This is a genomic window from Cupriavidus sp. 2SB, from assembly GCF_005503625.1.
Taxonomy (GTDB): Bacteria; Pseudomonadota; Gammaproteobacteria; order Burkholderiales; family Burkholderiaceae; genus Cupriavidus.
Map to the genome: position 1 here is coordinate 78,647 of NZ_SCMX01000003.1, position 17,605 is coordinate 96,251.

The 17,605-nt window shown below is 64.8% G+C and carries 18 protein-coding genes; 10 read left to right on the forward strand and 8 right to left on the reverse strand.

Annotated features, from left to right (window positions below; translation table 11 throughout):
* Nucleotides 1-20 precede the first annotated feature (20 nt).
* The 3 genes from thiL (at nucleotide 21) to FFS21_RS02225 (ending at nucleotide 2,242) form a co-directional block, all read left to right on the forward strand.
* Nucleotides 21-1,022 carry a thiamine-phosphate kinase gene (gene thiL, locus FFS21_RS02215; RefSeq protein ID WP_249359054.1) on the forward strand — a complete coding sequence of 334 codons (1,002 nt, stop codon included), beginning with the start codon at nucleotides 21-23 and terminating at the stop codon, nucleotides 1,020-1,022.
* Between the two features lie 106 nt (nucleotides 1,023-1,128).
* Complete coding sequence (locus FFS21_RS02220) at nucleotides 1,129-1,701, forward strand: phosphatidylglycerophosphatase A family protein (RefSeq protein WP_137923308.1); 573 nt, start codon at nucleotides 1,129-1,131, stop codon at nucleotides 1,699-1,701.
* Between the two features lie 43 nt (nucleotides 1,702-1,744).
* Nucleotides 1,745-2,242, forward strand: a complete 498-nt coding sequence (locus FFS21_RS02225) for a CinA family protein (RefSeq protein ID WP_137923309.1) — start codon at nucleotides 1,745-1,747, stop codon at nucleotides 2,240-2,242.
* Nucleotides 2,243-2,324: 82 nt separating this feature from the next.
* Here the strand turns inward: FFS21_RS02225 and pyrF are convergent, their stop codons facing one another.
* Nucleotides 2,325-3,143 carry an orotidine-5'-phosphate decarboxylase gene (pyrF, locus tag FFS21_RS02230; RefSeq protein ID WP_137923310.1) on the reverse strand — a complete coding sequence of 273 codons (819 nt, stop codon included), beginning with the start codon at nucleotides 3,141-3,143 and terminating at the stop codon, nucleotides 2,325-2,327.
* Nucleotides 3,144-3,262: 119 nt separating this feature from the next.
* On the opposite strand from pyrF, the gene FFS21_RS02235 reads away from it, so the two are divergent.
* Both FFS21_RS02235 and corA read left to right on the forward strand, forming a co-directional pair.
* The gene (locus FFS21_RS02235) at nucleotides 3,263-4,147 is read left to right on the forward strand and encodes a DMT family transporter (protein ID WP_137923311.1); all 885 of its coding nucleotides are present in this window, start codon (nucleotides 3,263-3,265) and stop codon (nucleotides 4,145-4,147) included.
* A 486-nt stretch (nucleotides 4,148-4,633) separates the two neighbouring features.
* The gene (gene corA, locus FFS21_RS02240; protein ID WP_137923312.1) at nucleotides 4,634-5,596 is read left to right on the forward strand and encodes a magnesium/cobalt transporter CorA; all 963 of its coding nucleotides are present in this window, start codon (nucleotides 4,634-4,636) and stop codon (nucleotides 5,594-5,596) included.
* Nucleotides 5,597-5,626: 30 nt separating this feature from the next.
* Here the strand turns inward: corA and mtgA are convergent, their stop codons facing one another.
* The 7 genes from mtgA to mpl form a co-directional block, all read right to left on the reverse strand.
* Complete coding sequence (gene mtgA / locus FFS21_RS02245; RefSeq protein ID WP_137923392.1) at nucleotides 5,627-6,328, reverse strand: monofunctional biosynthetic peptidoglycan transglycosylase; 702 nt, start codon at nucleotides 6,326-6,328, stop codon at nucleotides 5,627-5,629.
* Between the two features lie 75 nt (nucleotides 6,329-6,403).
* Complete coding sequence (gene aroE, locus FFS21_RS02250) at nucleotides 6,404-7,282, reverse strand: shikimate dehydrogenase (RefSeq protein WP_137923313.1); 879 nt, start codon at nucleotides 7,280-7,282, stop codon at nucleotides 6,404-6,406.
* On the reverse strand, nucleotides 7,282-8,211 hold the full coding sequence (locus FFS21_RS02255) for an energy transducer TonB family protein (protein ID WP_137923314.1): 930 nt from the start codon (nucleotides 8,209-8,211) through the stop codon (nucleotides 7,282-7,284). Before FFS21_RS02255 ends, aroE begins: the two co-directional genes overlap by 1 nt.
* Before the next feature lie 142 nt (nucleotides 8,212-8,353).
* Nucleotides 8,354-10,474, reverse strand: coding sequence for a ribonuclease catalytic domain-containing protein (locus FFS21_RS02260; protein ID WP_137923315.1), 2,121 nt, complete (start codon nucleotides 10,472-10,474; stop codon nucleotides 8,354-8,356).
* 145 nt (nucleotides 10,475-10,619) lie between these two features.
* Nucleotides 10,620-11,258, reverse strand: coding sequence for a chorismate--pyruvate lyase family protein (locus FFS21_RS02265; protein WP_137923393.1), 639 nt, complete (start codon nucleotides 11,256-11,258; stop codon nucleotides 10,620-10,622).
* A gap of 17 nt (nucleotides 11,259-11,275) precedes the next feature.
* On the reverse strand, nucleotides 11,276-11,875 hold the full coding sequence (locus FFS21_RS02270; RefSeq protein ID WP_137923316.1) for a YqiA/YcfP family alpha/beta fold hydrolase: 600 nt from the start codon (nucleotides 11,873-11,875) through the stop codon (nucleotides 11,276-11,278).
* A 15-nt stretch (nucleotides 11,876-11,890) separates the two neighbouring features.
* Nucleotides 11,891-13,288 carry a UDP-N-acetylmuramate:L-alanyl-gamma-D-glutamyl-meso-diaminopimelate ligase gene (gene mpl, locus FFS21_RS02275; protein ID WP_137923317.1) on the reverse strand — a complete coding sequence of 466 codons (1,398 nt, stop codon included), beginning with the start codon at nucleotides 13,286-13,288 and terminating at the stop codon, nucleotides 11,891-11,893.
* Nucleotides 13,289-13,460: 172 nt separating this feature from the next.
* Here mpl and FFS21_RS02280 point away from each other — a divergent pair, with 172 nt between their 5' ends.
* The 5 genes from FFS21_RS02280 (at nucleotide 13,461) to accC (ending at nucleotide 17,583) form a co-directional block, all read left to right on the forward strand.
* Entirely contained in the window at nucleotides 13,461-14,144 is a 684-nt protein-coding gene (locus FFS21_RS02280; protein ID WP_137923318.1) for a UDP-N-acetylmuramate--alanine ligase, read from the forward strand.
* A gap of 51 nt (nucleotides 14,145-14,195) precedes the next feature.
* A complete protein-coding gene (locus FFS21_RS02285) occupies nucleotides 14,196-14,744 on the forward strand; it encodes a TlpA family protein disulfide reductase (RefSeq protein WP_137923319.1) in 549 nt (182 codons plus the stop codon).
* Nucleotides 14,745-15,059: 315 nt separating this feature from the next.
* Nucleotides 15,060-15,503, forward strand: coding sequence for a type II 3-dehydroquinate dehydratase (gene aroQ / locus FFS21_RS02290; protein ID WP_370459308.1), 444 nt, complete (start codon nucleotides 15,060-15,062; stop codon nucleotides 15,501-15,503).
* A 135-nt stretch (nucleotides 15,504-15,638) separates the two neighbouring features.
* Entirely contained in the window at nucleotides 15,639-16,097 is a 459-nt protein-coding gene (gene accB, locus FFS21_RS02295; RefSeq protein ID WP_137923321.1) for an acetyl-CoA carboxylase biotin carboxyl carrier protein, read from the forward strand.
* Between the two features lie 118 nt (nucleotides 16,098-16,215).
* Nucleotides 16,216-17,583, forward strand: a complete 1,368-nt coding sequence (accC, locus tag FFS21_RS02300; RefSeq protein ID WP_137923322.1) for an acetyl-CoA carboxylase biotin carboxylase subunit — start codon at nucleotides 16,216-16,218, stop codon at nucleotides 17,581-17,583.
* Nucleotides 17,584-17,605 lie beyond the last annotated feature (22 nt).

The window sequence follows — 17,605 nt, forward strand, 5'->3', positions numbered from 1 at the left end:
AACGGGTCATCCCACGCTCCATGCCTGCCCCGAGTCCCGCCTCTCCGGCCGTCCAGCCTGCCCAGCTCTCCGAATTCGACCTGATTCGCCGTTTCTTCACGCGCCCGGTACGCAAGGCTGTGCTGGGTGTGGGCGATGACTGCGCGCTGATCGAGCCGCGCCCCGGCCACCAGATCGCCATCAGCTCCGACATGCTGGTCAGCGGCCGCCATTTCTTTCCCGACGTGCCGCCGCACTCGCTGGGACACAAGGCCCTGGCGGTCAATCTGTCGGATCTGGCGGCGATGGGCGCCGAGCCGCGCGCCTTCACGCTGGCGCTGGCGCTGCCCGAGGCGGACCCCGCCTGGCTGGAGCCGTTCGCGGCCGGCATGCTGGCGCTGGCCGATGCGCACGGCTGCGAGTTGATCGGCGGGGATACCACCAAGGGACCGCTGACCATTTCGATCACTGTGTTCGGGGATGTGCCGGCGCGCCAGGCGCTGCGCCGTGACGCTGCGCGCCCCGGCGACGATATCTGGATTTCCGGCACGCTTGGCGACGCACGACTGGCGCTCGGTGATTGCCGTGGTGAATGGCTACTGCCCGAGCCCGATTTCACCGTGATCCGTCCTCGCATGGACACCCCTACGCCGCGCGTGGCGCTGGGGCTGGCGTTGCGGGGCGTGGCTCACGCCGCGCTCGATATTTCCGATGGCCTGATCGGCGACCTGGGCCACATCCTCAATCGCTCCTCGGTGGGTGCGATCATCGATGTGGACGCGCTGCCACGGTCTCGCATCCTGTCTGGCCAGCCCCTGGCGTGCCAGCGCGAGTGCGTGCTGGCCGGTGGCGACGACTACGAACTCTGCTTTTCGGCACCGATTGGCGCCCGTGAAGCCATTGCCGGCATCAGCCGCCAGCTCGATCTTCCTCTTTCGCGTGTCGGATCAATCACCCCGGAGGCGGGCCTGCGCATCGTCGATGGTGACGGTAATCCGTTCGACTACACCGGCACATCGTTCGACCACTTCGCAGCGCCCTGATACCTGCCTGACACGGGCCGCAAGCCGTGTCATGATGCCGCCATGCGCGTAGCGGGAGCCACCGCGTGCGCGCAATAGATAACAAATACAGACGAGCTATTTCTTGATGTCCGCCTACCCCCCCGGTGCCGCGCCGAGCGACCCCGTAGAACCCGTCACGCTGGAAGCTGGCCAGACTGCCAGAATCACGCGCCCCACCGCGCGCTTCATGCTGGGCCATCCGGCTCGTCTGATCGCACTCGGGTTCGGCTCCGGCCTGTCGCCCGTCAGCCCCGGCACGGTGGGCACGCTCTACGGCTGGCTGTCGTTTGTCGTGATCTCGATGTGGATCGAGCCGACGACCTGGCTGTACATCATTGCCGCCGGTTTCGCCATCGGGATCTGGGCCTGCCTGCGCACGGCGCGCGACATGGGTGTCTACGACCATGGCAGCATGGTCTGGGACGAGATTGTCGCGTTCTGGCTGGTGCTGGTGTTCGTCACGCCAACCGGCTTCTGGGGCCAGTTTGCAGCCTTCGCATGGTTCCGTTTCTTCGATATCGTCAAACCGGCGCCAATCCGCTATTACGACCGCACCCTCAAGGGACCGGGCTTTAACGGCGCGTTCGGCGTGATGTTCGACGATATCTTCGCGGCGTTCTACACGCTGCTTGTGTTCGCACTGTGGCGTTCGATCTGAGCGCCGCCCGCTTCCGCACCGTTTATCCACTTAGAGCCGCGCCATGTCAGTCAGCCGCCTGCTAGACCAGCTTGCCATCCAGGCCGGAACCGTCCTCGCGGAACGTTCTCTCATGCTCGCCACGGCAGAGTCCTGCACGGGCGGACTGGTCGCCGCTGCCATTACCGATGTGTCGGGATCTTCGGGATGGTTCGAGCGCGGCTTCGTGACCTATTCGAACGAAGCCAAGTCGACGATGATCGGCGTGCCCGCCAAGCTGATCCGCGACCACGGGGCGGTCAGTGAAGAGGTGGCGCACGCCATGGCCGAAGGCGCGCTGCTGAACAGCCGTGCGCAAGTGTCACTATCGATCACCGGCGTGGCCGGACCCAACGGGGGCACACCCGAGAAGCCGGTAGGCATGGTCTGCTTCGGCTGGAGCAACCGCATCACCACCCGCACCGACACCCAACGCTTCAAGGGCGACCGCGCCCAGATCCGCAGGCAGGCGGCGGAGCATGCCATGCGCGGGTTAATCGAGATGATTCGGAACGAGGAGTAACTCTGACAGCTGCTCGGAGTGCTCCCCTCTCCCGCCATGCGGGAGAGGGGAGAAAACCATCAGCAGGAGAGGCCCCGCTGGTTCAACCGTGCCGGTACCGGTTAATCAACTCCCTGGTCTGCAGCGCCGCATTGCGCGCTGCCACGGCAAAGTCCTTGTCCCGGCTCGCATAGAGAATAGCGCGCGATGAGTTAATCATCATGCCGGTGCCGTCAGCCGTGCGGCCAGCCTTCACGGTGGCTTCGATGTCGCCACCCTGGGCGCCGATGCCGGGGATCAGCAACGGCATGTCGCCGACGATCTGGCGCACCTTGGCGATCTCGTTCGGGAACGTCGCGCCGACCACCAGACCCATCTGTCCATTGGTATTCCAGCGCTCGCGGGCGGCTTCGGCCACCACCTGGTAGAGAGGCTTGCCGTCGACCTGCAGGAACTGCACGTCCGAGCCGCCCGGGTTCGACGTGCGGCACAGCACGATCACGCCACGGCCCGGATGCGCCAGATACGGCGACATCGAATCGAAACCCATGTACGGGCTGACCGTCACCGCGTCGGCCTTGTAGCGGTCGAATGCCTCGATGGCGTAGTGCTCGGCCGTGGAGCCGATATCGCCGCGCTTGGCATCGAGAATGACCGGAATCCCCGGGTGCGCGTCATGGATGTACTCGATCAGTTGCTCGAGCTGGTCCTCGGCGCGCTGGGAGTGGAAATAGGCGATCTGCGGCTTGAATGCGCAGACCAGGTCGGCGGTGGCATCGACGATTTCGCGGCAGAACGAGAAAATCGCCCCGCCAGTGCTGGTCAGGGACACCGGCAGCTTGGCCGGGTCCGGATCCAGACCGACACACAGCAGGGAATCGTTACGCTGCCATGCGGCGGACAGCTGCTCGGTAAAAGTCATGAGGGGCTCGGTAAATCTGTATCGGGGGTGACGCCAATTCTACCCGCTGGCCCAACCCCTGGCGTGCTATTGTCTGCAGCTTCCGCTTAAAAGAGCGACAGTCTGCGTCGCCACGTCCCATGCAACTCGACCGCCGCGGTCTTCTCCTCCTCGTATTCCTCACCCTCGCCTGGGGCCTGAACTGGCCGATCATGAAAATCGGCGTCGCCCACTTCCCCGCCATGGGCTTTCGCCTGCTCTGCATGGCCGGCGGGCTGGTGGCATTGGGCCTGGCGCTGAAACTACGCGGCGATTCGCTGAACATTCCGCGTGCCACATGGCCCACGGTGGTCAAGCTGGCCATCCCGAACATGGTCATCTGGCACTTGTTCGCGATCTGCGCAGTCAAGATGCTGTCTTCGGGCCGGGCAGCCATCCTGGGCTACACCATGCCGATCTGGGCCGTGGTCTGGGGGCTCCTGATCTTCCGCGAACGCATCGCGTTGTCAGCATGGATTGGCATCGGCTGCGCGCTGACCGGCACCGTCCTGCTACTGTCCGGCGAGATTGCCGCGCTGACCGGCAGCCCGGCCGGCACGCTGCTGATGCTCGTGGCCGCCGCAGGCTGGGGCTTCGGCACCCAACTGATGAAACGCACCCCGCTGGACGTGCCCATCGGGGCGCTCACGTTCTGGATGCTGGCTGTCACGCTGCCGTTCCTCGCCATCGGCTCGCTGCTGTTCGAGGCCGGCTGGCGCATGCCCACCGCCATCGAATGGGGTGCCATCGTCTACAACGCCGTGGTGGTCTTTGCGTACTGCCACCTGGTGTGGTTCTCGCTGGCGCGCAGCCTGCCGCCAGTGGTGTCGAGCCTGTCGATCATGTTCATTCCCGTGGTCGGCGTGTTCTCCGGCATGTGGCTGCTGGGGGAGACGCCGCACTGGCAGGATTACGCGGCCATCGTGCTGATGTTCGCGGCATTGTCGTCTGTCATGCTGGCGCCGTTGCTGCGCCGGGGGCGCTGAGCGCCATCCGTACAACACCCTAGATTTCGCTTAACAAGCCCCCCCGCGTTGGATTACACTCGCGGCCATCAGAATCCCGGAGAAAGTACGTGGGCAGTAGCATCGGGTGTTCGGGTTGTCGCGACAATATCGCGCCATCGTCGGATGCCATGTCACTGCGGGCTGCGTAACGTCGAACCGGGCTGGGCCATCGCCCTGCCCTTCGCCGCGCTTGCCCGCAGACACCTGCGGGTGAGTGTCTTTCCGTTTCCCCCAGCGGCGGCCGCCACGGCTGCCGTGTCGCGCTTCGGATCTTCCCTCTCCCCGGCCAGCCAGCCATAACCAGGCAACAGGCAAACGCCATCGCCTTGCATCGCCACGCCCCTATGGCTGTGCGCATGCAGCGCGATCACGCTTGCCGGCCGCCCCATGGTTGTTGCCGATGCCGTGCCTGCGCCTGTCTCCGATGCCTCGACACAGCGCAATCAGTCACAAGGAAGTCTAGGGATGATCAATCTGTTCGTCCTGCAGAAAGGTCGGCTTGCCCAGGAGCAGGTCGACGAGCGCAATGAGCTGCTGCAGCACAAGCCCATCTGGATCGACGTGGTCAGCCCCGACGACGAAGAACTCGCGTGGATCAAGGAAGCCTACGGTGTCGTCCTGCCCGAACTGGAAGACCTGGGCGACCTGGAAGCGTCGGCGCGGTACTTCGAAGGTGAGGACGAGAATATCCACATCCGCACCGATTTCCTGCTCGACGAGGAGGAAGCGTCGCGTAACGTGCGCGTGGCCTTCGTGCTGACGCGCGATGTCCTGTTCTCCATCCACGACGAAGACCTGCCCGTGTTCCGGCTGGTACGGCTGCGCGCGCGGATGCGTCCCGGTTCGGTGCGCAACGCCAAGGACGTGCTGATGGATCTCTACGCGACCGACGCCGAATACTCGGCCGATTCGATCGAGGAGATCTACGAGCGCTTGGAAGAAGCCAGCCGCCGCGTGCTGGCCGAGAACGTGACCGATGCCGCCGCGGCCGATGTGCTGGAAACCATCGCCCGCGAGGAAGACCTGAACGGCCGCATCCGTCGCAATGTCATGGATACGCGCCGCGCGGTGTCCTTCCTCATGCGCAGTCAGTTGCTGTCAGCCGAGCAACAGGACGAGGCCCGCCAAATCCTGCGCGATATCGATTCCATCGAAAACCACACCGCGTTCCTGTTCGACAAGATCAACTTCCTGATGGACGCGACGGTCGGTTTCATCAACATCAACCAGAACAAGATCATCAAACTGTTCTCGGTGGTGTCGGTGGCACTGATGCCGCCCACGCTGATCGCCAGCATCTACGGCATGAACTTCAAGCTGATGCCGGAACTGGACTGGGCCATTGGCTATCCATGGGCGATCGCGCTGATGGCGGTGTCGGCCGCGATTCCGTTGGTGTATTTCAGGCGCAAAGGTTGGCTCAGCTAAGGGCGTGGCGCATAGCAGCGGATATCGGTACTAATCCGGCAGCGTCGCCGCGCCCATCCGTCTGGCGATGATCGACGCCTTCACGCGGAAGTTCACGCGTACGTTGGCGCAGTATTCCTTTTTGTCGAAGCATTTCGGCGCGGGCAGCGCGGCGGCGAGTCTTGCGGCCTGGCCTACGGTCAGCTTCGATGCCGAGGTGCGGAAGTAGTGCTGCGCGGCGGCCTCTACGCCGAACACGCCCTCGCCCCACTCCACTGAATTCAGGTAGATCTCGAAGATGCGCTGCTTGTCGAGCCAGAATTCGAGCATCCACGTAATCGCCAGTTCCTGGCCCTTGCGTACGTAGTACTGCTCCGATGCGAGGAACAAATTCTTGGCCAGTTGCTGCGTGATCGTGGAACCGCCACGCACGATATGCCCGCGCTTTTTGTTGCGCTCCCATGCGTCGAGCATGGCATCGAGTTCGTAGCCGGGATGGTTGACGAAGTCAGCATCCTCGCTGGCGATGACCGCGCGCTTGATGTTGCGCGACATCTGGTCGTAGCTCACCCACTGGTGATCGACCTTGCAGCTCCAGAAATTGAAGCCGCATAGCCGCCATTGCTCCGCGCGCATGAACGATGTGGACGACGGATTCAGAACCTGCCACGCGCCAATCTGCAGGAAGAAGTACACCTGCATCGCCAGCACGCCGATGATCAGGCATTCGCCGAAATAGCCGATCCAGCGCAGCGGATTGGCGGCGCCGGACAATCTGGCCGAGGGCCGGGCGGTAGTGCTGCGCTGGCGGGCCAAGGCCGGCGTCTTTCAGCGATCGGCTTCGGCCTGCAGCGCAGCGCGCAGCTCGGCCAGTACCGGTGCCGTGGCGGGCCGGACGCCGCGCCAGTTGTAGAACGCCTCGGCGGCCTGCTCCACCAGCATCCCCAGGCCATCGGCGGTCTGCGCGCCGCACCGGGCCGCGTGCGCGAGGAACACGGTCGGCTTGGCGTCGTACATCATGTCGTAGGCCAGCACGCCTTCGCCAAGCAGGAAATCCGGCATCGGCGGCACTTCGCCCTGCAGGCTGCTGGCCGATGCGTTGATCACCACGTCGCAGCGCTCGTCCTCGGATAGCGCGTCGAGTGCATCCAGGCCACCGGCCCAGAGTTCCACCCCGTACTGGTCCGCTGCCTCGACGAATTCCTCGACCATGTCGCTGGCCTTCTGCGCGGTGCGGTTGGCCACCACGATCCGCGACGGACGGCACTCGATCAGCGGCAGCATCGCCCCCATGGCCGCCCCCCCGGCGCCCAGCACGAGGATGCGTTTGTCTTCCAGCAGCACGTCGAGGTTGTCCTGGATATCGCGCACCAGGCCAATGCCATCGGTGTTGTCGCCATGGATCAAGCCATCCTCGATCCACATCGTATTGACGGCGCCAGCGGCTTCCGCACGCGGCGTCAGGCGGTCTGCCAGATCATAGGCTTCGAGCTTGAACGGCGTGGTCACGTTGAAGCCGTGGCCGCCGTCGGCCAGGAACTTGCGCACGGTGTCGGCAAACGCGTCGAGCGGCGCTTCCAGGCGATCGTATTGCACCGCCTCGCCAGTCTGGCGCGAAAAGGCGGCGTGGATCGCCGGCGAGCGGCTGTGCGAAACGGGATTGCCCACCACGACGTAGCGGTCGGCGGATTGCTGTTCTGCGGTCATCAGCGTCCTTGCAGCCGGACGTCCAGCCCGCTGCGCGTAAACTTGAAAGTGGAAATGACTTCGAGGATGTCCTGCTTCGACTGCATCTCGGGCGTGAACGCGCCGAATGGCGCCGCCGCACGGACAATGGCCACGGCCTGACGGTCGAGCGCGGGATCGCCCGAACTCTTCGCCACGTCGATGGCCTCGATGTTGTAGCCGTCCCGGTTATAGCCGAGCTTGCCCTGGCGGTTGACGTTGATCACCAGGATCAACTGGCCATAGATGGGCTTGCCGTTTTTCTGCGGGAAATCGCTGGTGCCGCGTATCTCGATCTTGCGACGCAGCCGATCGTAGTACTGCGCATAGTCCACGGCCTGGGCGCTCGTGGCCGTCAGCTGCATGCGCTTGGGGCGCTTGGCATAGTGCTCGAGATTGCGGCCGATTTCCGCTTCCAGCCGAGCCATCTCGGTCGTGGTCGTGCGGTCGTCCTGGCCGCGCACCGGCGCCTCGGTTGGCTTGTCGCCGGGCTTCAGGGGCTGGCTGCGTACCGACGGCGCGGCCTCGCGCGACTGCGTCATCAAGCGGCGCTGCTCTTCCTCGAGTTGCTCGAGCCGGCGCTGCGTGAGCTTCATCAGATCGCCATCGCGGGACTCGGTCTGCGCCGGCAGCGGCGTGGTGGCACGCTGCGCATCGTGGTCGCCGCCGCCATCGAGATTGGCCTGGGCCAGAACTGTGGGATTGCGCGGCTTCTCGGCGGATTTGGAGTTGACCAGCACAACGTCGAGCTGCGGGTCGGAACGCTTGATCTCGAAGACTTCCGGCGCGGCGAACCGCACCATCAGCAGCACCGCATGAATGACTAGCGAGACGACAATCGCCTTGGCCAGCGTGCCGCTGGATTGCCACCAATCGCGCGGGTGGCGGGGAGCAGAGAGAACGGCGTTCACTGTGGTCAGAGGCTTGATGGAAGGCGAAAGGCGATCGGGCAGCGATCGTCGGACAGAATCGATACGTGCCGGCCACCCCACGGCGGGGGGATGGCCGGCGCAGACTCAGATTGTACGGGAGCCGCCCTGTTTGTCGAAGCGCTCAGGCAGCCGGACCGGGATCGGTGTCGCGTGGCGCCGACGCCTCGTCATCCGTCCCTTCGGGCGCGTCTTCGGCAGCGGCTTCCGCAGCATCCTCCGCAGCGGCTTCAGCGGCGGCTTCGGCCGACACCTCCGCCAGCACTTCATCGCCCTCGTCGCCCTCGTCGCCTTGATCGTTACCCGCCAGCTCTTCCTCGGGCAGTTCGCCTTCGCCAGCGAATACCTCAAGCACCCGACAGGAGACTTCGAGCGTGATCTCGTCGGTGGCGCCGATTTCGAGCAAAACCTGGGTGCCGCGCGCGGCCTGCGCCAATTCGGGCACGCGGGTCACCAGCGGAATCTCGGAGAAGCGCACCGCGCCTTCCTTGAGCGTGGTGGCCATCAGCTTGTCGCGGTTTTCCTGCTTGAGCCAGCGCAGGCACCAGTAACGTTCCATCGTGGACTGGTGATCGGCATAGGCCGCATAGGTGCCTTCGAAATCCGCCACGGCGGCCAGCAGATCCGCATCCTTGGGCTTGAACGGAGCGACGAGCTTGGCGGTCACGCCATGCTGGGCCACGGCCAGGATTTGCCACTGGTTCACCAAGTCGACGTAGCGACGCAGCGGCGAGGTGCTCCACGCGTATTGCGCCACGCCCAGCCCCTCGTGCGGCGCGGGATAGGTCTGCATGCGCGTGCGATGCATGCCCCACGCTTTCTGCGTGCGGTAGATGCCCGGCACACCGTTGTCCGCCAGCAGCTTGCCCCACGTGCTGTTGGCCAGGATCATCAGCTCGGCCACGATCTTGTCCAGCGGCGATCCACGGCGGCGCTGCTCGATCCGCACGCGCTCGCTGCCATCGTCCTGCCGGTCGATGTAGAAATTGAAGTCCGCGCGGTTGTGCGATTCCGGACGCAGGCCGCTGGCGAGTCGCGCCTTCTGGCGCTCGTCGTGCAGGAAATTGGCCAGCCGGTACAGCTCGGTCAAAGCCTCGCGGAAGGGATAGTCGCCGGTGCCTGCGGCCAGCGCGGCCTCGGTGACCACGTCCTCCAGCAGGTTGTGGCGCAGGTTGGCGGCAATCGGCACCAGTTCGGCACGCGATTCGCTGCCGAGGATGGTCATGCCATCGATGCCGTTCGGGTCGATGGTCACGTACAGCGACAGGGCCGGGCACGTGCGACCTTCCTGCAGCGTGTAGCGATCCACCACGCTGTCGGGCAGCATCGTGATCTTGTCGCCAGGGAAGTACACCGTGGACAGACGATGACGCGCGATGGTGTCGAGCGCCTCGCCACGGCGGATGCCCAGGGCCGGTGCTGCGATGTGGATACCGATGCGCAGCTTGCCGTCGCCGAGAGGCGTCACCGACAGGGCATCGTCGATTTCGGTCGTGGTGACGTCGTCGATCGAGAATGCCTGCACGTCAGCGAGCGGCAGGTCATTCGGCGGCTCCGGCACGTCCACGTCGGGGAAGCCGGTGCCCTTCGGGAAGCAGTCTGCCAGGAACTTGGCTTCATGCAGCGCGCGCGGGCTTTCCACTCCGCCCACGGCCACCATCAGGCGCATCGGCGACATGCCCTGCGCCGTGCAGGCGGCATCCATCGCCTTGTATTCGAGGCTGTTCTTGTCGGGCTTGAACAGCAGTTGCAGCACCTTGCCGCGGAACACCTCGGGCAGCTTGCCGTCCTTCAGCTGCGCCTCGTACTCCGCCTGCAACAGCAGCTGCTGCTTCTTGCGCTCGACCGCCGCCAGCGCGGCCTTGAGTTGATCTTCCGGCGCGCGCGCATAGCGGCCACGGCCCTTGCGCCGGAAGTAGACGGGGTTGCCATGCAGCGCCATGGCCAGCGCGGCCTGCTGCACCGCGCCCGCATCGGCGCCGTAGTATTCGGCGGCGAGTTCGGCAAAGCCGAATTCCTCGGCCGGCGCGCATTCCCACAGGAAATCGAGATCGATCTCGGCGGTCAGGTCGCCGGTTTGCCGCACCATTTCGATTGCCGACGGCTGGGCGAACTGCAGCAGCACATCCTTTGCCTTGACCTTGGTGCGCTTGCCAGCGGGCAACTCCACCTGGTAGGCCTCGCCCTGTTGGGCAAGGACGGTGCCGGCGCGGATCTCGCCGCCTTCTTCGAACAGCAACTGCATGGATTGGACTTTCACAAGGGCCGGAACACGCTGCAACAGTGCGCGTTGGCGCACTTGAAGTCAGACGGCTCGGGCTGGATATTCGACCCGGGATGATACCGCACCGCGCCTTCGGCCAACGGGCCACAGGCGCGGCACTTCCAGGTCAGGGCCGCGCGTCCTGCTCCGGCAGGGCGCGGAAGGTATCGATACGGCGCGGCAGCCGTGTGCCGCCTGCGCCAGTACTGGGCGGTGCAGGCCGGCGCAGAAGATCCGGCAGAAAGACTTCCGTGACCAGCATGGCGCCGCCATCGCGCCGAAACACCGAGCGTCGCGCCGGCAACATCGGCACTGCGGCCAGGGCCGGCAGTACGCGCTGCAATGCCTGACGGAGCGGATGGTGCATCGACAGCCGGGCGAACTGGAATGGATCACGCCGCACGCGCGGGTCCACGAACAGCGCACCGCCCAACGGCCGGTTACCCAGCCCGCGCAGGAACGGCCAGTCGCGCCGCGCACGGTACGGATCGACGATGGTGTGTGCGAAGACCGCCGGTACATCGTCACAGATCAACAGCACTTCGCGGGTGATGGCGGGCACGGGCCGGATCAGCCCCAATGCCTGCCACTCGTCCGCGAACGGCAAGGCCGGCGTCTGGGCAAGGCGGGTCACGCGAAACTGCGTCGCGGCCGACATCAGGCGGGCCGTCAGCGAGCCCTCCCCGACGATCCAGCGGCGCTGGTTCACGGGAATCGCGGCGTCATACGGTAAATGAGCGTGCCAGGCGGCGCGCAGCCCTTGCAGGGCCGTCATGCCGACCGTCATGCGTGCAGGCGTCCGTCGGGTGTGTAGCCGCAGAACGCCAGCACGTCGTCGACGTACTCGTCGAATTCCGAGATACCGTGGTCGCTGCCTTCGATGATCTTGATACGCGCACCCGGGCAGGCTTCGACCATCTCGCGATAGTCGAGCACTTCGTCACCGGTCGCCGCCAGCAGGTAGTAGCGCTCGGGCTGGGTGATGATGTCCACCCGCAGGTCGAGCAATTCCTGCAGATGCTCGCGCTTGACCGTCACCGAGCCGCCGCCGTGGTAGAGCGGCTGCTCGCCCAGGTACTTTTCCAGGTCAGTCCACGGGTGGATGGCGGGATTCAGCAGCACAGCGCGGCAGCCATGCTGCTCGGCCAGCCAGCGCGCGTAGAAACCACCGAGCGACGAGCCGACGATGGCGATATCGGTCTCGCCGCCGGCCCGCGCGCCGCGAATCGCAGCTTCCGCCTGAGCAATCGCCTGCGATGGCGAAACGTTGAGCACGGGGCAGGCGAAGTATTTCTCCAAGCCCCACTTACGCATTCGCTCCTGGACGAGCCGGGACTTCATCGATTGCGGCGAGGAACGGAAGCCGTGCAGGTACAGCAGCATCGTTGCTCTCGCCTCTTATGCGTTGTCGGTGCCGGCGTTGGCCGCGCCGATCGCATCGAGCAGCTTCTGATGCACGCCGCCAAACCCGCCGTTGCTCATCACCAGCACCTGATCGCCCGGCCGCGCCGCGGCACGCACGGCCTCGACCAGCGTCGGCAGATCCTGGAAGGCGCGAGCCTTGTCGCCCAGCGGCGCGAGCGCATCGCCCAGGTTCCAGCCCAGCGCGTCCTTGCCCGATGGCGCGCCATATCCAAACACGAGATCGGCGGCTTCCAGGCTGGCGGGCAGTTGCGCGGCCATGACGCCGAGCTTCATTGTGTTGGAGCGCGGTTCGAGCACGGCCAGGATACGGGCATTGCCCACGCGGCGGCGCAGGCCGTCGAGCGTGGTCTGGATCGCCGTGGGGTGATGCGCGAAATCGTCATAGACGGTCACGCCATGGGCGACACCCCGGACTTCCATGCGGCGCTTGACGTTGGCGAAGCGGCCCAGCGATTCGATGGCCTGCGCGGGCGGCACGCCGACATGGCGGGCGGCAGCAATTGCCGCGATGGCGTTCATGCGGTTGTGGGTGCCCTGGAGGTCCCAGACCACGGTGCCGACCAGTTCGTCGTGGAAGAACACATCGAACGCATCCTTGCCGGTCGGTGCAGGCGCCTTGGCATCGCCTTCGCGCCAGTCGCCCACGCCGAACTGCTCCACCTCGCTCCAGCAGCCGCGCTCCAGCACACGGGCCAGCGCGGGTTCCACGCCATTGACGATCACGCGGCCCTGGCCGGGCACAGTGCGCACGAGGTGGTGGAACTGCGTCTCGATGGCGGCCAGATCGGGAAAGATGTCGGCGTGATCGAATTCCAGGTTGTTCAGGATGGCCGTGCGGGGACGGTAGTGAACGAACTTGCTCCGTTTGTCGAAAAAGGCCGTGTCGTACTCGTCGGCCTCGATGACGAAGAAATCGGAGTCCGTCAGCCGGGCCGAGATACCGAAGTTCTGGGGCACCCCACCCACCAGGAAGCCCGGGTTATAGCCGGCATCCTCCAGCACCCAGGCCAGCATCGACGTGGTGGTGGTCTTGCCGTGCGTGCCGGCCACGGCCAGCGTCCACTTGCCGTTCAGCACGTGCTCGCCCAGCCACTGGGGGCCCGACACATACGGCAGGTTGCGATCGAGGATGGCTTCCATTAGCGGATTGCCGCGCGACACCACATTGCCGATCACGAACAGGTCCGGTTCCAGCGACAGCTGCTCCGGATCAAAGCCTTCGATCAGGTCGATGCCCTGGGCTTCGAGCTGGGTGCTCATGGGCGGATAGACGTTGGCGTCGCAGCCTGTCACGCGGTGTCCCGCCTGACGGGCCAGCACGGCCAGGCCGCCCATGAACGTACCGCAGATGCCAAGGATGTGAATATGCATGGAGATGCTTCGGAAGCTTCAGAAAATGCGTGGATCCGCAGCGGCGACTGCCGCCGGGAGCAAAGAAGGGTCTGATTGTACCTGCATGCCCCGGGTTCCCGGGCCTGCGGCGGCTGGCCGCAACCGGGGTTGCGCGCAGTCAGCGTGGCAGCCATGCGGGTATCATCGGGCCATGTCCCGACGTATGCCCTCCGACCCCGCCCGCCTGCGCGAGGAAATCGCCCAGGCCGCTGCCCGCATGATCGCCGAAGACGGCGCCGACTACGCCACGGCCAAGCGCAAGGCCGCCCGCCAATTGCTGGGCGACGTGCGCGTGGCCGGCGAATGGCTGCCTGACAACGTGATGATCGAGGAAGAAGTACGCGCTTACCAGGCGCTATTCCAGGGTGAAAACCAGCCTCGCATTCTGGCGCTGCTGCGCCGGCTGGCCGTGCTCGCCATGGACGATCTGTCGCCATTCCGCCCCTATCTGGCGGGTGCTGTCCTCAACGGCACCGCCACCGAACACTCCGATGTCTATATCCAGTGTTTCTGCGACAGCCCCAAGGACGTTGCGCTGCACCTGCTCAATGCCTCGGTCGACTTCGACACCAGCGAATCGCGCCACTTCGCCGGCAAGGGCGATGTGGAGACGTTGAGCTTCCTGTGGCGCGGGCAATGGCCGGCGTCACGCGAGACCCGTTTGCTGGCCGGGGAGGTGCGCGAGGCACTGGGTGCGCCGGTGGGCATCCACATTGCGCTGTACGATGCGGACGATGAACGCGGCGCACTGCGCGCCGACGCCACCGGGCGCGTACCCCGTGCCGATGCCAACGCGGTGCGTGCCCTGATCGACAAGGCCGCGGCGGATAGCTGACCCGCATTGCCGATTACCGACTGCCCGGTAACTACTATCTATATAGACACTATGACTGCAACCTCCTCGCCCTCCTCCCGCCGAACGCCTGTCGCCGTCTGGATTGTCCTGGCGATCGTGGCCGCTGTTGCGGGTGCACTCGCCGCGCATTTCGTCATGTCGCCGAAGCCAGCATCCGATACGGCCGTGGAATCGCTTTTTCAAGCAAAGATGCCCGATCCATCGGGTACGGCACTCGATCTGTCGGCATTGCGTGGCAAGACGCTGGTCGTGAATTTCTGGGCCCCGTGGTGCGGCCCTTGCGTCGAGGAAATGCCGGAACTAACCGCGCTGCACGGCGAGTACGCGGCACGCAACGTGGAATTTGTCGGCATTGGTATCGATTCCGCCACCAATATTCAGGAATTCCTCAAAAAGGTGCCGGTCAAGTACCCGCTCGCGGTGGCCGGCTTCTCTGGCACCGAGCTTGCCAAGCAGTTCGGCAACGCCCAGGGTGGCTTGCCGTACACCGTGGTCATCACGCCTGACGGTGCCGTGAAGTACCGCAAGATGGGACGTGTTCATGCCGAGGAACTCCGCAAGGAATTACCAGGCGCTTGAGGCAGCGTGAGGCGAGGGAGTGACAGAGTCGGGCGTGGTGAGCAGGAGGCGGTTCCTTTTTGATACATCTGCATCCGAACTACACGCTAAAGTCGCCGATCTGCCACCAACTCACAGCCGATCAACGAGAAATTGCTGATTTGTGCCGAGAACGCCCCGTGATCGGCGGTGTGTGCTTGGAAATCGACACGCCTCTTGTATCCCACGCTAGACAAATCCCTCTAAGCTACGGTAATCTCCGCGCAATTTCGTTGAACTGGTCGAGCCGCAGTGTCCACTTCCCTTACCGTCAACCGCTCCGCCCGCTACCGCAAGGTGCTGGTCCTGCATGGACCAAACCTTAACTTGCTGGGCACCCGTGAGCCACAGACGTACGGGCACACGACACTGGCAGATATCGACGCAGCGCTGCGCAATCGGGCTGCCGAGACGGGTATCGAACTGGATACGTTTCAGTCCAACCATGAAGGTGCGCTCGTGGATCGCGTGCAGGCTGCGCGTGGCGAAGGCGTGGACTTCATCGTCATCAATCCCGCTGCATACACGCATACCAGTGTGGCCCTGCGGGATGCGCTGGCTGGCGTGGCGATCCCGTTCGTCGAGGTCCACCTGTCCAACGTGCATCGCCGCGAGCCGTTCCGCCATCATTCGTATTTCTCCGACCAGGCTGTCGGCGTGATCTGCGGACTGGGCTGGCAAGGCTATCTGCTCGCGCTGGAATATGCGCTGGCGCAGGAACAGGCAACACCGGGCAGCTAGTTCGCTCCCTATATAGATACAGAGACAACCGGGGCCGCCACGCGCAGCGTGGCTGGCCTATCAATGACTCAACGCCGGCACTCCCTGCTGTTTGCAGGAGGATGGCCGGGCAACCCGATTCTGGAGGATAAGAAGATGGACCTGCGCAAGCTGAAGACGCTGATCGACCTGGTGGCCGAATCCGGTATTTCGGAACTCGAAGTGACCGAGGGCGAAGGCAAGGTACGCATCGTCAAGCAACCCCCGCAGGTCGTGGCCGCCCCGATGGCCATGCCGCAGATGCAAGCGCTGCCGGCTGCAGCCGCCGCACCGGCCGCTGCCGCGCCAGTTGCCGCCGAAGCCGCACCGCAGGCACCCGCCGGCCACATCGTGACGTCGCCGATGGTGGGCTCGTTCTACCGCGCACCGTCGCCGGGTGCCGCGCCGTTCGTGAACGTGGGCGATACCGTCAAGGAAGGCCAGACCGTCTGCATCATCGAAGCCATGAAGCTGCTCAACGAAATCGAGTGCGACAAGGCCGGCGTGATCAAGGAAATCCTCGTCGAGAACGGCCAGGCCGTGGAATACGGCCAGCCGCTGTTCGTGATCGGCTAAACCGGCCCGGACCGGTTGCAGTGGACGGCCGCGCGGATACGTTTCCCGGCCGTCAGCGTCGGCCCGAGGCGCCTTCAAGGTATGCCCGGGCCCGCCCCTGATCTCGCAGAGAGAGACCATGTTTGAAAAAATTCTGATCGCGAACCGTGGCGAAATCGCCCTTCGCATCCAGCGCGCCTGCCGCGAGCTGGGTATCAAGACCGTGGTGGTGTACTCGGAAGCCGACAAGGAAGCCAAGTACGTGAAGCTGGCCGACGAAGCCGTCTGTATCGGCCCGGCCCCTTCGCCGCTGTCGTACCTGAACATGCCGGCCATCATTTCGGCCGCCGAAGTCACCGACGCCCAGGCGATCCACCCGGGCTACGGCTTTCTCTCCGAGAACGCCGACTTCGCCGAGCGTGTGGAGAAATCCGGCTTCGTCTTCATCGGCCCGACCGCCGACAGCATCCGCCTGATGGGTGACAAGGTGTCGGCCAAGCAGGCCATGATCAAGTCCGGCGTGCCGTGCGTGCCGGGCTCCGAAGGCGCCCTGCCCGACGACCCCAAGGAAATCCTGGCCACCGCGCGCCGCGTGGGCTACCCCGTGATCATCAAGGCTGCCGGTGGCGGCGGTGGTCGCGGCATGCGCGTGGTCCATACGGAAGCTGCGCTGATCAACGCCGTCAATATGACGCGCGAAGAAGCCGGCCGTGCCTTCGGCAATCCCGAGGTCTACATGGAGAAGTTCCTCGAGAACCCGCGCCATGTGGAAATCCAGATTCTGGCCGACCAGCACAAGCAAGCCATCTGGCTGGGCGAACGCGACTGCTCGATGCAGCGCCGCCACCAGAAGGTGATCGAGGAAGCGCCGGCTCCGCACATTCCGCGCCGCCTGATCGAACGCATTGGCGATCGCTGCGCCGAAGCCTGCAAGAAGATCGGCTACCGTGGCGCCGGCACGTTCGAATTCCTGTACGAAAACAACGAGTTCTATTTCATCGAAATGAACACGCGCGTGCAGGTCGAGCACCCGGTCACCGAGATGATCACGGGCATCGACATCGTGCAGGAACAGATCCGCATCGCCTTTGGCGAGAAGCTGCGCTTCCGCCAGAAGGACGTGCAGCTGACCGGCCACGCCATCGAGTGCCGCATCAACGCCGAGGACCCGTTCAAGTTCACGCCGTCGCCGGGCCGCATCACTGCCTGGCACATGCCCGGCGGTCCTGGCGTCCGTGTGGACTCGCACGCGTATGATGGCTACTTCGTGCCGCCCAATTACGATTCGATGATCGGCAAGATCATCACGTACGGCGCCACGCGTGACCAGGCCATCGCCCGCATGCGCATTGCGCTGTCGGAGATGGTGGTGGACGGCATCCTGACCAACGTGCCGCTGCACCGCGAACTGATGCTCGACGCCAACTTCGTGGAAGGCGGCACCAGCATCCATTATCTTGAACACCGCCTGGCCCAGAAGGCCAACGCGTCGGGCGGCAAACCCTGACGCGTGGCCTGCGGGCCGGCCC

Excerpts from the sequence above, each read along its gene's own strand:
- thiL (WP_249359054.1), top strand. The coding sequence starts at position 21 with ATGCCTGCCCCGAGTCCCGCCTCTCCGGCCGTCCAGCCTGCCCAGCTC.
- FFS21_RS02220 (WP_137923308.1), top strand. The coding sequence starts at position 1,129 with ATGTCCGCCTACCCCCCCGGTGCCGCGCCGAGCGACCCCGTAGAACCC.
- FFS21_RS02225 (WP_137923309.1), top strand. The coding sequence starts at position 1,745 with ATGTCAGTCAGCCGCCTGCTAGACCAGCTTGCCATCCAGGCCGGAACC.
- pyrF (WP_137923310.1), bottom strand. The coding sequence starts at position 3,143 with ATGACTTTTACCGAGCAGCTGTCCGCCGCATGGCAGCGTAACGATTCC.
- FFS21_RS02235 (WP_137923311.1), top strand. The coding sequence starts at position 3,263 with ATGCAACTCGACCGCCGCGGTCTTCTCCTCCTCGTATTCCTCACCCTC.
- corA (WP_137923312.1), top strand. The coding sequence starts at position 4,634 with ATGATCAATCTGTTCGTCCTGCAGAAAGGTCGGCTTGCCCAGGAGCAG.
- aroE (WP_137923313.1), bottom strand. The coding sequence starts at position 7,282 with ATGACCGCAGAACAGCAATCCGCCGACCGCTACGTCGTGGTGGGCAAT.
- FFS21_RS02260 (WP_137923315.1), bottom strand. The coding sequence starts at position 10,474 with ATGCAGTTGCTGTTCGAAGAAGGCGGCGAGATCCGCGCCGGCACCGTC.
- FFS21_RS02270 (WP_137923316.1), bottom strand. The coding sequence starts at position 11,875 with ATGCTGCTGTACCTGCACGGCTTCCGTTCCTCGCCGCAATCGATGAAG.
- mpl (WP_137923317.1), bottom strand. The coding sequence starts at position 13,288 with ATGCATATTCACATCCTTGGCATCTGCGGTACGTTCATGGGCGGCCTG.
- FFS21_RS02280 (WP_137923318.1), top strand. The coding sequence starts at position 13,461 with ATGTCCCGACGTATGCCCTCCGACCCCGCCCGCCTGCGCGAGGAAATC.
- FFS21_RS02285 (WP_137923319.1), top strand. The coding sequence starts at position 14,196 with ATGACTGCAACCTCCTCGCCCTCCTCCCGCCGAACGCCTGTCGCCGTC.
- accB (WP_137923321.1), top strand. The coding sequence starts at position 15,639 with ATGGACCTGCGCAAGCTGAAGACGCTGATCGACCTGGTGGCCGAATCC.
- accC (WP_137923322.1), top strand. The coding sequence starts at position 16,216 with ATGTTTGAAAAAATTCTGATCGCGAACCGTGGCGAAATCGCCCTTCGC.